Genomic DNA, 14,125 nt, shown 5'->3' with positions numbered 1-14,125 from the left:
TTTCCCCTTTCGCTGATAGGCTGATCTATTTATTGCCGGTATTGCTTATAATGGGTGATTTGATCTCCTCGGCACATTCATCCCCGGACGGTCTAGCTGTTGCTGCCGGAACGGGATGCAGCATGATTTTGGGATTGGATGATCTGAACAACCTTTTCCATAATAGCAGGTGCAGTAAAGGCAGTAGTCGAACGATGAATCTGATACGCATCCAGTTCGCCTGCGAGTGCGGCAACCTGGGAGAAATGACGCTGCTTCAGACCAAGACGCGGCACGATTGCTCCACGGAAAGTATGGGCCAGCATAATATGAAGACGCTCCAGCCGGTTCAGTTCCGTGATTTTGGCTTCCGGTTCATCCGTCTTCACCAGTTCGAATATGCCTGCCAGTGGTACCGGCTGATTATAGAACTGATCGCCGACCGGAATCGCGAATTTATCGTATTCATCATGCAGCGTAGAGTACTGATCCGAAGATATCCCAAAGTGATTCAGGCTTTCCTGCCACAGCTTCTGCTGCGGATAGGCTGGATACACATGCGGTACCCCATTCTCGTAATTGACGGCAATCACATCATCGCTGATCAGCGGATAGCCTGCCTGCATAAATGTAGCTGCAAGCGTTGATTTACCTGCTCCCGAATGACCGACAAAAGCATACGCCTGCCCTTCAATCATCAGTGCACTGCCGTGCAGCGGGAAAATATCACGCTGCATTAGCAGAATACCCATACAGGTCCCCAGCACGAACAGACGCAGCTTGGCTTCGCTGACCTGTGGCGCAGGATCAATCGTGATACTGTTTCCTTCGTGAATACAGAATATACCCGTATCGGGCATCTGGAACATAAAGCCTGGTGGCTGCATCGTAAAATTGGTTTCACGTGTAGCAATGGCTCCCGCCCACTGGGATAAATCCGCAAAACGGACGGTAACATCGGCTGATCTATTTGTATTGTTAACTTGCTGTAGCTCAGGCAAGGAAATTTCGCTTTTAATCCGCAGACCAAAGGCTTGATATACGGTTTGTTGGATCGTGTTAATAGTAATAACCTCCCGATAGGTTCCCTGGCTGATCGCTTCCGGAACTTAATGCACACCGGTGATTCCATCATGTTTGTGTCCTGGTGAAGAAAATGGACCCTTATACATTTTTGGGGTATAAGGGTCACTTTGAGAATTACATTGTTGCTGGTCTTACGAAGCAACACAGGTCGCTTACCAAGAACAATCAGCAAGACTTTCGCAAATCTGCATCATTTATAATCGACGTTGTCGATGACCTTTCAGCCTAGACCTGGCGCTAATTCTATTAGCTGCCCGGGTTGTACAGGTCTGCGTCATCATAAGTGACCCAGTCAATTGCTTTCCAGCCTTTACCTGCGGCAGTTTCGTTCATTTCCAAAACTTCCATTGCTGGAGCTTGCCATTGCATTTTTTCGTTTTTCATCCTGTGTTCCTCCTTATTCGTTAATCAAACTGTTGGATATGGAAATCAGCTCGGGTTGTACAGATCCGCATCGTCGTAAGTAACCCAGTCGATGACTCTCCAACCTTTACCTGCAGCTGTTTGATGCACGTCCAAAACTTCCAAGGATGGTGCTTGCCATTGCATTTTTTCCTGATTCATTATTATTTCCTCCTCAAATGTTTTGGGTTCAGGGGTGAGCCTGTTACTGTAATAGAAATGGATTAGCTACCTGGGTTGTACAGGTCAGCATCATCATAAGTAACCCAGTCAATGACTTTCCAGCCTTTACCAGCTGCTGTTTCATTGACATCCAAAACTTCCAACGTTGGAGCTTGCCATTGCATTTTTTCTTGGTTCATGAGTATTTCCTCCTCAAATGTTTTGGATAGATTGGTCGTGCAACTTACCCCTTTGATATGCAACAATTAGCTGCCCGGGTTGTACAGATCGGCATCATCATAAGTAACCCAGTCAATGACTTTCCAGCCTTTACCAGCTGCTGTTTCATTAACATCCAGGACCTGCATTTCCGGAGCTTGCCATTCCATTTTTGTCATGTTCATTATTCACCTCCTTTATAGGGTATACAATGCTATGCTAGGCTGCGGATGAATCGTCCCATAATAAGACTGCGCATCAGCAGGCGTGTAGCCGGATTAAATGCCGCTTCGGCCGAAGGGGAATCTCCCACTTCATTTAGAGCTTCCATGATATTGCTGGTGTTCATCCATGCGGCAGCTGCCGGATCCTGACAGATCTCACGGATCTCGCTGGTAAAGGCAGGCCACATCGGCAGCATACGCTGTACCCAATCGGCAGGCTGCAGACCACGTACTTTCTGGTTCAGCCTGATCTTGTCCGGCAGGTCTCCTGCCGTCGCACGCCGGATCAGCGCGCGGTCCATTCCATTTTGTACATACTGGTTATACGGTACCGACAGACAGAACTTGATCACTCTAGGATCATTCGTCGGGTCGCGTTCCCAGACGCCGTATCCCATGGATATTTTGGAGGTTACAGCGCCATCCTTGTTGGCGGTCGCCAGATTGGAGAACTTGTCCAGCCGGATATCCTGATCGCTCATGGTGTCACTGCCTACCAGCTCCAGCTCGGCCCGGCGCACCCGCTCCGCCATCCCGGTCCGCTCTGCCAGTTCCGGATTAATCCATTTCAGCGCATCCGGGCGTCCCAGATCGCGTGTAGTGCGGCTTAACCGGGGAAAGGCGGACTGCTGAATCTGCTGGATAATCTTTTTGCGCCGGATACCGGCATTCTGGCTGTACAGCTTCATTTCCTGATACAGTTTGATCCACTGGAACTTTTTGAGCATCTCGCCATAATACTCGATCGCCGGTCCCCAGGAGATCGTAAAGTTCCCCCGTGCTCCCGTAAGCAGTACACCGGCTCCCTGCTGCTGTGCCTGTTCAAAAATACCGCGAATCCAGAAGGAGTTCTCAAAATACTTGTAAGGCATCTCCATCAGCGAAAGCCAGTGCTCCACTTCGCTGAGCGGACTGCGATCGGCAAAGTTCATATAATGATCATGTACCGGATGAATCCGGCTGACATGTTTCACCGTCTCTTCAATATATGGCCGTTCATTAGCCATCAACCGCGAGGAGGTCCAGTCTTTGAAGCCAGGAATCGGCACAAAGCTGTATGTATAGATCGGCTTGTTCTGACCGGACAGGATTTTGGCTGCGTAACTTACTACACTGCCCGAGTCCAGTCCGCCGCTCAGCGTAGCTGCTACGCCGTGACGGGTACGCAGCTTGGCACGGATCACCCGGCTGTACACATCGCGGAAAGCTTCTACATATTCTCCATCCGACTTCAGCCGCAGTGGCTCGTCTGGCAGCAGCGTACCATATTGGTAAATGGATGATTTGTCTGCCGACAGGATCATCGCATGTGCTGGCGGCAGCTGCTTGATCTGCTCGTACACCGTTGCCTGAATATCGGTCGACTCTTCCATCGCAACGGTTGTGAGGAATTCCGCCATCCACGGTGTAGATAATTTTTTGCTTACATCGCCGGTCTGGAACAGAGCTTCCATCGTACTGGCGAAAATAAATTTCTCGGCGGTCTGGTAATAATACAGCGTACGGTTACCCGACCAGTCTCTTGCGAGAAACAGCTGTTGTCTGGATTCGTCCCAGATTGCAAAAGCGAAATCACCGTTCAGATAACGGGGCATTTGCTCGCCCCATTTATCGTAGGCATGAAGCAGCAGCATAATATCCGGTATATCATGCATAGAAGCGTTCAATCCCAATTGGCTGAACAGCTCTTCCCGATTATCAATAATTACGTCTCCTGTAATCGCCAGTCGGCGAACCGAATCATAATGGGGCATACGCTGATGAACCGATTCTGGAGTGACCCACTGATCATGGCAGCCGAGGAAAAGATGTTCTCCCTGCCATATACCCGAAGCATCCGCCGGGTACCGCTCCATACTCTGCATCATACGATTGCCCTGCTGCTGCAATTCATCATGGTCATGCCGTTTTGCCATATCCCAGATTCCAGCTGTTGCACTCATGCCTGCACCTCCTTCGGGTGATTGATTATTTGAATATCGGTGTATTTATAATTCATATATAGGTCATGCCTGCATCAATTAATGAAGATGAGGATTAATAGTTGTTTCCTGCCGTAATTGGTCACTATACTGCTTTAACTGATCACGCTGGCTGATATAGCTATCCAATCGGTGACGGTAATGATCTACCAGAGAAGTCGTTTTGCAGATCCCTGTGCTTTTTTGCCATGGATACGGTTCGAGACCAGTCCTATGGATACTGAAAGGATCAGGTTTATCCAGAGTAACAATAGGTGAGCGATAGATGGATTGTGCAGAGATTAGTGATTTATTCACTAACTTAGTTTTGTCGTCTGTTGTATACACCATTTGTCCTCCTATCCGGTTCATGCCCCGATACGAACATTCACATCTACTGTAAGACCTCGTTCCTTCAAACAATCCTTCTCTTTATATAAAAGAAAGATGATGCTCACGATCGGTCATCAGTTTGATTATTTTCTTATGTCCTTCTTTTCCTGAACATATGAACTCATTGTTACCTTTACCCAATTGTTATTCGTTTTGAATAACTTTATTGATTTGTAACATATTATATACTCTAATCGAATAATTTACATGATAAATTTTCCAATTACTAAGATAAATTATTTTTTTCATATATTTGTTAAATGTCAAAAGTCCTAGTCTTATACGGATTCTCATCTTACATTTATGGTATTTTAAGTAAAAATATTGGTGGAATCCCTTATAACATAAGGGAATTTGCTAACTTATCATCATGGTCTATTTCTGCTTTTTGATTTAAATAATTTTCTTAGGCAACCAAAAAGAAAACGCTCTTATTTATTACAATTTTGTTACATAGGACATTTTATTGTAATTAAATATGATATTTATTCCACTCATAGATCATACGTTCCCTTTATATACCTAATTAAAATATTTGCAATTTGACTATCTAAATCTCGTGATTATAATTCTTCCATTTTTTGCTTACTTCTCATGTCATATTTACCTGCTTTTTCCTCTGTAAAAATTTAATTTTCCTACTCAGATATATAAAAAGAGCAGACCCATATAGCCGGTCTGCTCTTTTTGTGCGCATATTCTGTTCCATACATTGGTGATGCGCATCAATATATTGGTGATTTGTACAATCCTCTGTACAATGATTTTTCTATATAACAGCCAAATAAGCAGCTTCCTCGTTGTCTACTACCTTTTAGAATGAGAACAATCCCATATGCAGTACATAACGGGCATACTCTCTCTGCTGAATTGTACAGGTTATGGCATGGATTCGCCGCGTGCGCTCACATACAGGGTGTACCACTCTTCACGGGTCATCAGCTGGGATTGGCGTTCTGCATCTTTACAGGCTTTGATCCGCTGCGGATTGGTAGTACCGATAATCGGCTGAATCATCGCCGGATGGCGCATCAGCCAGCCCAGGACAATCGCTTCAGGTGTTGTTTCTTTTTCATTGGCGAGCTGCTGTACCAGCTGGGCAGCTTCCTGAATATGCTCTGGTTGATCCTTCACATCGCGACCGGAGAATTTACCCTGTGCCAGCGGTCCCCAAGCCTGAAGCTGAATATTCTGCGTCCGGCAGTATTCCATCAGACCCTCGGCAAAATTCACAGCCGTACCTGCTGCCTGATTCACATGAACACCTTGGTCTACAAAGTGCAGATGACCCAGACTCATTTCCAGCTGATTTACCGCAAAGGAGTCCGGAATCGCCTGCTGCAAAAAGGCGATCTGTGCAGCACTCATATTGGATACGCCAAAATAGCGTACTTTACCGGAAGCTTTGAGTGATGCAAAAGCTTCTGCCACTTCATCCGGCTCGACGAGTGGATCGGGACGATGCAGCAGCAGAATATCCAGATAATCCGTACCCAGACGCTCCAGACTGCCATCGACAGAATGCAGAATATGTTCTTTGGAGAAATTAAAGCGACCGGGCAGTTCATCATCTCCCAGCTGAATACCGCATTTGGACTGGATCACGATCTGGTCGCGCAGCTCCGGACGATTATTCAGTACACGGCCAAATACCTGCTCGGCTTTGCCTTTTGTATAGATATCTGCATGATCAAACATGGTAATCCCGATCGACAGTGCTGCATCGACAGCAGCTTCCGCTTCTTTGACATGCTCATCCGTAAACGGGGTCTGATCCCAGCCGCCTCCAAAAGGCATACAACCGAGAGCGAGTCGACTGCTGGAAATACCGCGACGGGCCAGTGGCATAATCTTGTTCATTTTATTTCCTCCTGTCTGATGATAGCGCTCTTTTTTCTAGTCTATGTTCTCATAGTTATATCTGTAAGCACAAGCTATCGTATCATTACCCACAATATTCGATCATGATGGGCAGCTTGCTTTGGCAATATTGAACAGCATGCCAAAAAAAAGAAGCAGCCTCTGCATAGGCTGCTTCTTTCGCTTTTGTATGGAATTAATTAAGAAAAGCGGCTTGCTGCACTGCCGATTTCTTTTTATTGATACAGTTCAAATTCGTTCACTACTACCTGAGTAGGACCGGAATTGCGGTTAATGATCAGTTTGTAGGCTTTGTAAGCTGTAGTATTGTCTACAGCGTAGATTTTCTTTTGGCCTGGCTCCCAGCGCATCGAGGACTTCACCTCATGAATCACTTCATCCCACTCTTTGCCGTCGTTGGAGCCTACCAGCATCCAGGATACCGGTGCTGTTGATTTGGCAGTTACTGCGATCGCGTAGCCTTTGATCACTTTCGGACTCGAGAATGTGTAGGACAGGGAAGCATCAACATACCGCTGCGAGTCGGATGTCCATGCACTGTCTTGGCTCACGGAGTGATCAAATGCTTTCCAGGCAGACTCTACATTTACCGAAGCAGCAGCGCCAGGCGTATTAACAGCATCCAATGTAGGTGCGCCCATTGCCGGAATCACATTGGTATTGCCTTCGAACGAAGTCAGTTCCAGATCATTGATGCCTACCCATTTGCTGCCGTTATTGCCTGTGATGAACAGGGCATAACCGGAGTAAGCTACATCGTTATCCACTTCAAACGTACGCTTTTCTCCCGGTGCCCAGCCACTTTGACCGGCTTGCTCGTCAATTACGAGCCAGTTGTTGCCGATTTTGCCAGCAAACTGCCACTTTTTCGGTGCGTCTGCTGCATCATACGTGTCGGCTTGTACTGTATATTTATTAACAACCTGCTTCTGGTTCAGCTCATAGGACAGTTTGGATGTGCTGTCTGCCGGTGCTCTCCAGTAGCTGTTTGCATTTCCGTTATTGTCAAAAGCTTTCCATGCTTCATAACCCGATTCTTCTACGCTTGCTTTGGCTGTACCATTGCTGCCTGCGCTGCTGCTAAGTGTCGGAACGATATCTCCTCCGTATTGCAGTGCATGCACTGTTCCACTCTGAAAAACAGTCCCCAGAAACAATGCGCCAGCCAGTACCATACCATTTTTGAAATTAAGCAATCCCATTTTAAAATCTCTCCTTTTGAATTAAATCATCTTTATGTCTGTTTGGTAAATCGGATGGGATAGCTTTCTGTAGAAGTGCAATACATCATCGAGTACCATCACAGTTCCACTCCCATAGAACCGTTTGAGCTTGAAGATTGATGAGACTGTCTACATCCATTTCTCCCCGAAAAAATGAATGATATTTCCATGACGGTTTAATAACCATATTTTGGATTGTTGACTCACTTGATTACATATTATTTTATAATTTTCCAGTTTTTATTTTTTCTTTGCCTGCCTCCTTTTGGGTTGGCGAATCAGGAGTATAATCGCCGCAATGCCATCATGAACGAAAGATACAGGAATTACAGTTGTTATGTGCATTATAGAGATCTTATGTAAAGGTCTCTTTTGTCATAAGAGGACTAGTTTACTGCGGCTCCTATATTTTTCTAATAAAAAGTATTTATGGATAAATTTTAACTTCATCATTCATAATTGGGATGATTCGAATTGCTCATTTATCTCTTTTTTATTTTTCGTTCTTCCATCGCTGTATTTTGCCGAAATGAGGCTATTTTTTTCGGCAAATTCCCCTTTCTTTTAATTGCTGCGTTCCAATTGACTATTTTCGACAAACTATAAGCATTATTATTTCAAAATTAAATGAATAAAAGGACCTCTCCGCTCAGGGGAAAGGTCCTTTTATCTATTCTTAGTCTATCCATAGATTGGATGGAAGCAGTACATTTATTTACGGGTTACTGTGAATCCGTCTCCTTCAGGAGCTACGGTAGCACCAAGGATACCGGCTACCGAACGCAAAGGTACATAGATTTTACCTTTGACCTGAATCACTTTGGAAGACAATGTACGTGACTGGCCATCTACTACAGCCTGATTGGAGTTCAGCTTCAGCACAGTTACTGCACCGGTAATATCATCTGTCAGGGTGAGCTGTTTGGAGGCTGCATTCCACTGCATTTTCGCATCCAGTCCTTCTGCCAGATCTTTGACCGGAACCAGAGTCACACGATTGCGGGTAATCGTCTCCGCATAATCTCCGTAGGCTCCAAAATAGATAGATTTCTCGGTAATGCCGTTCATATTGTTCAGCAGCATATATACCGGAGATGTTTTTTCAAAATTGCGCAGGAATGTACCTGGTGTAGTCTTCTCGGATACCTGGAGTACACCGCCAGCTGTATCTACTGGATCAGCCGTTACATTGCCATTAATATTCCACGATTGACTCGCTGTGGAGATGCGGATCATCGAAATCGGTGTATATTCTGTATCCGGCAGTGCAATAGTCATATCCATAGACTGCTTGCGGATATACATATCCTTGTCAAAATATACATCTGTGCTGACGCGGGTATTGGGTCCAAATACGGTATTGAATTCTTTGGACTCCTGCAGTTCAGCCAGCTGGCTATCGTATTCTTTGAGAACCAGTGCCAGCATTTCATTGATTTCTTTGTAGCCTTTATTCACAAACTCTGCTCTGCTGCCGCCTAGCATAGTCTTGGCGGAGCCTGGCTCTGTTTGTTCGAGTGTAGTAGACATAAAGTCATACACTGCTCCGATTAGCTCCCGGATACCTTCTTTGTCCTGAGAAACGCTGACCAGGAAAGGCTTCACCAGTGTAATCAGCTCATCGCCTGTCAGCTCCACATGCAGCTGGGTCAGATCGAGCGCTTCACCGTATACATCCTGCTGTACGGAATTCATCGAAATATTCGATGGATTCGGCAGATGCGTATACAGGAACGAGATTACCTGCTTGGCAAATTCCTTTTCTTCTCCTTTGAGAGAAGCGGTGCTGAAGCTGCCGCTCAGGCTGGACAGACCTTCGATAGAATCATTGGAGGCAAAAGATATGTATAGTGGCTGTTTGGCGCCCTCCAAATCAATCGTCATGCCCTGCTCATCCAGATAGATGTGATACGGAAGTTTTTGTCCGCTGTACTGGACAGACCCCTGTATAGACATTTTACCGTCTGCCTGCAGTTTGGCACTGTCAATATTCAGCTGCAATGCATTTACAATTGTAGCCAGTTGAATATCTTCTGCATCAGCGGAAGCGGATGGTGTTAGCTGAACGGATATGGTCTGACTGGATTCAATGGACTGTACATCCAGATTGCGAATCATAGCATTTTTGATATCCAGATTTCCAACGGCCTGACAGCCTGACAATACGATCAACAGCAGTACCAGCGGAAGGGTAATCCACAATTTTCTCTTCATGAATAATCTCCTTTCATATTTGAAATTCCCCTTCATTATCCCAGTTTGCCATCTATTTGTAAAACAATCCTGTAATTTTATGTAAATATCGATATAGGCGATTTAGCTATCCGTAAGGCATGCTGTGCCTGATCGAAGAGCGATTATGATACAATAGCTGATAAAGTGTATATCTAGGAAAGATCAACAGACCTGCTGGAGGAATCATCATGATCAAAAACGAAAAAATCAAAGCATCCGAAGTGCATCTTACCGGTCTGAACGGTGAAGATTTGGGGATTATGCCTACTGTCGAAGCCCTGCAAATGGCCCGCAAGCTAAAAGTGGATCTGGTGTGTAATTCACTGTTCAGCAGTCCCCCACCCTGCCAGCTAATCTCTGCTGGAGCTGCCCGCCAAAACAAGCAGCAAGCTGCCAAAAGCGACCGCCCCGCCAAAATCAAAGAAATCCGCCTGACTGCCCAGATTGAGGATCATGATTATGATACCAAGAAAAATCAGGCACTGCGCATCCTGCAATCCGGCAATGCCGTGACACTCGTCGTCAAAACACAGGGCAGCAAGGAATCCGCCAAAGCCAAATCGATTATTGAAGACCTGCTGCGCGATCTCAAAGAAGCCGGCAAACCACAAACCGGTATTCAGGTAAGTGGCAAGCAATCCATGGTACAGGTGGACCCGGTATAATTTTCTTATCAAAAACACCCCATATCATAGCCAAAAAAGCGGATCACCAGGGACAGCCCCGGTGATCCGCTTTTGCATCCTACTTTTGTATCGTTATAGAAGATTAGCCTCTATATTGTATAGGGTCTGCACGTATTCTTTATAGCTGAGGGTCGCTGACCGGACGACGGAGCCGAAGCATATCCGTACTCTCCTGCAGTACTCTTTGCAGCTCCGCATTCATCACCGGCTTGCTGACAAAATGATGCATACCGGCAGACAGGCAGCGTTCCCGGTCTTCCTGGCGGGCGAACGCCGTTACACCGATAATGATCGGCGTCTGCTCATTACTGAAATGCCCCCGTATAATCTGGGACGCCTCCAGTCCATTCATGCCTGGCATCTGTACATCCATAAAAATCAGATCGTATGTCTGATCCAGACAAGCCTGAACCGCTTCTTCCCCGTTTACCACCAGATCTGCCGTGTATCCTTCCCGGTGCAGCATCGAAAGCAGCACTCGCTGGTTGGATGGATGATCTTCGGCAATCAGAATGCGCAGTTCCGGATGATGAGCCGTTGGATGGGCTACAGTCGCTTGCAATAAACGATTGTCGGCAGAAATCACGGAAGGCGCCAGCAAAGTATCATCTGGCTGAGCAGCAGTGACGGTGCCCAGCTTCAATACAAACCGAAACACGGCTCCCTGATTTTCCTCACTGATCACGCCAATACTGCCTTCCATCAGCTCTACGAGCTTTTTGCAGATCGATAGTCCAAGACCCGTGCCGCCATATTTGCGATTCCAGACCGGATGAAGCTGGGAGAATGGCTGGAACAGCAGATGCTGCTGATGCAGGGCAATTCCGATTCCGGTATCCTGTACAGCAAATTCGAGCCAGATTTCTCCAGGCTGATCGGTCTGTCCTTCGGAACGTTCCAGTGCGCGAACCGAGACAGTGATCTGTCCTTCTTCGGTGAATTTCACGGCATTGCCTACCAGATTGATCAGAATCTGACGAATTCGTCCGGCATCTCCGACAAGTATATCCGGCACTTCCGGAGCGATTTCGACAGCAAGCAGTGTTCCTTTCTCGGACGCGCGCACCTGGAACAGCTCGGCGACAGAATCCATTACCCTTGTCGTTTCGAATGGTTCCGGTTCCAGCGTGAGCATACCGGCTTCCGCTTTACTGAAATCGAGTATTTCATTCAGCAGCTGCAGCAGGGTCTCACTACTATTCATAACAATCTCCAGATAACTGCGCTGCTGTTCATCCAGCTCGGTATCCGCCAGCAGACCGGTCATGCCCATAATGCCGTTCATCGGCGTACGCAGTTCATGGCTCATCACCGACAGAAACTCCGATTTGGCACGATCCGCTTTTTCCGCAGATTCTTTGGCACGCAGAATTTCCTTTTCATCCGTAATATCCCGGAACACGATAACGGTTCCGCGATATTCACCCTGCTCGTATACCGGTGTTACCCGGTACGCGGCGAGGAAGCTGGAGCCGTCATTTTTCCAAAATACGGTCTCTTCCTCCTGATGCGGTGTACCCTGCCGGATCGCCTGAATAATCGGCGACTGCTCGTTCAGAATATCCACATCGTATAGTGCCTGATTCCAGCTATGGGAATTGTACAGTCCCTGACTATCCGGCTGCTGTATAACCAGCCCTAGCATTTCCGCACCAGCCCGGTTGATAAATATACCGTGGCCTTCCGCATCCACACTGAATATGCCTTCGGAGACCGAGTCCAGAATCAGCGCGCGTTCATTACCCAGCTTTTCGATCTGGCTGATATACTGCTTGAGCCGGGTCGTTTCGGTAATAATCCCGTACAGTCCTATAACTTCGGTATCTGCCATAATCGGCACATTGATCACATCTGCCGGGAAAAAGGAACCATCTTTGCGTGGTACGGAAATCTCGTAGGTCTGCGGAACACCTTTTGCTGCCATGCGCGCATGATGCCTGATCTTGCCCAGGTCCTCTGCCGAGAAAAAGTTGAAAATCCGGCGTCCGATCAGCTCATGCCGGGAAAATCCGGTAATCTCTTCCAGACTGCTGTTAACTGACAGGAAGTGTCCTTGAAGATCCATCGCGCATACGCCGGATGGATTGTTCTCGAACAGTGAACGGTAGCGATATTCGCTGTCACGCAGCACCATTTCCAGATATTTGCGCTCTGTAATATCACGGGAGACCGACGTATAGCCGTAGCTGCCTTCCTGTTCATTATAAGCATACCGGCTCAGCGTCTCGAACCAGATATAATGGCCCTTTTTGTGCCGATAACGGAAGATGATCGTATCGTGCTGACTGCCTTTGCCTTTGATCGCTTCCAGGAAGCGACGCGCTTTGTCGATATCCTCGGGATGAAGCAGCTCAAAGCAGGAACTGCCGATCAGCTCTTCCGGTTCATAGCCCAGAATAATCATGCTGGCCGGAGAGACATAACGGAAAGTGAATTCCTGATCATCATAATGCCGGGAAATCATATCCAGCGAATTCTCGGTAATCAGACGGTAATTATGCTCGCTCTGACGAAGCTGCTCGCTCATCTGGTGATTGGCGGTTACATCCTGCACGATACCAATAATCTGTAGTGGCGTACCGGTAGCTTTATCAGTAATGACTTCCCAGTAAGCCTGCACGACTTTTTGGATATTGCCTGGCAGTATGATCCGGTACAGTGCTTCTCCATTCGTGCCATCATGAAGCGCATCCATAATACATTTCATGACATGATCGGCATCGTCGGGATGAATCGTGGACATATACGAATCGGTATTCAGCTCTACCGGTTTCATTACATTACCGAAAATCCGGCGGATGTCCTTGGAGAAATGAATCCGGTTATTGACCATATCCCAGTCCCAGGCGCCGATCTGGGCAAGCTTGTGTGCCCGGGAGACGATATCTTCCTGGGCTTTGCGCTTGGTGACATCCTGGGCAATGCTGAGGATTCGCTCTACTTCGCCGTTTGCATTATGCATGGTCTGAGTGAAGACCTCGATCCACAGATAATGCCCATCCTTGTGTTTGGCACGGCGAATAAACGTTTTGCTGTCGTTATACATAAGTCCCGGAAGGAGCATATCCTGGGCATCCTGCTCATGGTAATACTCCATCCGCTTGGAATTCATCACTTCATAAGGTTCATAACCAAGTACTTTTTTGATTGAAGGTGATACATAGTTGATCGTACCATCCGGCAAGCTGACCGATACGACACTCGAAGCATTACGAGCGACCATCGTATACAGATCTTCTTCTTCGCGGTCGGTAATTTCACTGGCATACAACACCAGATATTCCAGCTGCTGTTCCGGAACATCCGGGTAGCGTGAAGCTTGTAGTGACAACCAGATCATATTCTGGTCATGCCGCATCAGACGCCGCTCGATCGGGTCTGTCTGCTGTTGATACAGCCAGCTATCCGCCAGCTGCTGTATATTCAGGAATTGCTTTAATTCTTCCTCTTCATAATCCAGTAAACGGCAAAAAGCGGGATTGACCTGCAGACATTCACCTTGAGGCGAGAAGATCGCAACTCCCTGCGGAGTATGCTTATATATATGTGTGAGTAAGGACATGCCGGGTGCAGACGAAATATCCACGAACCAATCCTCCTTTGAATGGTAATGCCTTGAGTGTAGCGGTTATTTTTTCCGTACAACTGTCTGTGTATTCAGCTGTGACAGTATA

Annotated in this window: 12 protein-coding genes; 1 reads left to right on the top strand and 11 read right to left on the bottom strand. The window is 46.9% G+C overall.

Translation table 11 applies throughout. The annotated features are described in order from the left end of the window. Positions 1-92: 92 nt before the first annotated feature. From AR543_RS07460 to AR543_RS07435, 10 genes are all read right to left on the bottom strand, one after another. On the bottom strand, positions 93-980 hold the full coding sequence (locus AR543_RS07460) for a phosphoenolpyruvate carboxykinase (ATP) (RefSeq protein WP_060533178.1): 888 nt from the start codon (positions 978-980) through the stop codon (positions 93-95). A 331-nt stretch (positions 981-1,311) separates the two neighbouring features. Further along, positions 1,312-1,449 carry a paeninodin family lasso peptide gene (locus tag AR543_RS24050; protein ID WP_145953904.1) on the bottom strand — a complete coding sequence of 46 codons (138 nt, stop codon included), beginning with the start codon at positions 1,447-1,449 and terminating at the stop codon, positions 1,312-1,314. Between the two features lie 45 nt (positions 1,450-1,494). After that, positions 1,495-1,629: a paeninodin family lasso peptide gene (locus AR543_RS24045; RefSeq protein ID WP_145953903.1), complete on the bottom strand. Its 135-nt coding sequence runs from the start codon at positions 1,627-1,629 to the stop codon at positions 1,495-1,497. A gap of 62 nt (positions 1,630-1,691) precedes the next feature. Then, a complete protein-coding gene (locus AR543_RS24040; protein ID WP_017811555.1) occupies positions 1,692-1,829 on the bottom strand; it encodes a paeninodin family lasso peptide in 138 nt (45 codons plus the stop codon). 66 nt (positions 1,830-1,895) lie between these two features. Then, the gene (locus AR543_RS24035; protein ID WP_017811556.1) at positions 1,896-2,033 is read right to left on the bottom strand and encodes a paeninodin family lasso peptide; all 138 of its coding nucleotides are present in this window, start codon (positions 2,031-2,033) and stop codon (positions 1,896-1,898) included. 29 nt (positions 2,034-2,062) lie between these two features. Then, positions 2,063-4,015, bottom strand: coding sequence for an asparagine synthase-related protein (locus AR543_RS07455; protein ID WP_060533176.1), 1,953 nt, complete (start codon positions 4,013-4,015; stop codon positions 2,063-2,065). A 78-nt stretch (positions 4,016-4,093) separates the two neighbouring features. Next, entirely contained in the window at positions 4,094-4,384 is a 291-nt protein-coding gene (locus tag AR543_RS07450; RefSeq protein ID WP_060533175.1) for a hypothetical protein, read from the bottom strand. 921 nt (positions 4,385-5,305) lie between these two features. After that, positions 5,306-6,286, bottom strand: coding sequence for an aldo/keto reductase (locus tag AR543_RS07445; RefSeq protein WP_060533173.1), 981 nt, complete (start codon positions 6,284-6,286; stop codon positions 5,306-5,308). Positions 6,287-6,522: 236 nt separating this feature from the next. Continuing rightward, a complete protein-coding gene (locus AR543_RS07440; RefSeq protein WP_060533171.1) occupies positions 6,523-7,509 on the bottom strand; it encodes a hypothetical protein in 987 nt (328 codons plus the stop codon). Between the two features lie 732 nt (positions 7,510-8,241). Continuing rightward, complete coding sequence (locus AR543_RS07435) at positions 8,242-9,744, bottom strand: copper amine oxidase N-terminal domain-containing protein (RefSeq protein WP_060533169.1); 1,503 nt, start codon at positions 9,742-9,744, stop codon at positions 8,242-8,244. A 209-nt stretch (positions 9,745-9,953) separates the two neighbouring features. On the opposite strand from AR543_RS07435, the gene infC reads away from it, so the two are divergent. Further along, positions 9,954-10,430, top strand: coding sequence for a translation initiation factor IF-3 (infC, locus tag AR543_RS07430; RefSeq protein WP_060533167.1), 477 nt, complete (start codon positions 9,954-9,956; stop codon positions 10,428-10,430). A 139-nt stretch (positions 10,431-10,569) separates the two neighbouring features. Here infC and AR543_RS07425 read toward each other — a convergent pair whose 3' ends face one another. After that, on the bottom strand, positions 10,570-14,037 hold the full coding sequence (locus tag AR543_RS07425; protein ID WP_060533165.1) for a PAS domain S-box protein: 3,468 nt from the start codon (positions 14,035-14,037) through the stop codon (positions 10,570-10,572). Between the last annotated feature and the right edge of the window lie 88 nt (positions 14,038-14,125).

The sequence above is a fragment of the Paenibacillus bovis genome (assembly GCF_001421015.2).
Lineage (GTDB): Bacteria > Bacillota > Bacilli > Paenibacillales > Paenibacillaceae > Saccharibacillus > Saccharibacillus bovis.
Note: the sequence above shows the minus strand (reverse complement) of the source record. Positions and strands in the feature narration are given on the sequence as shown.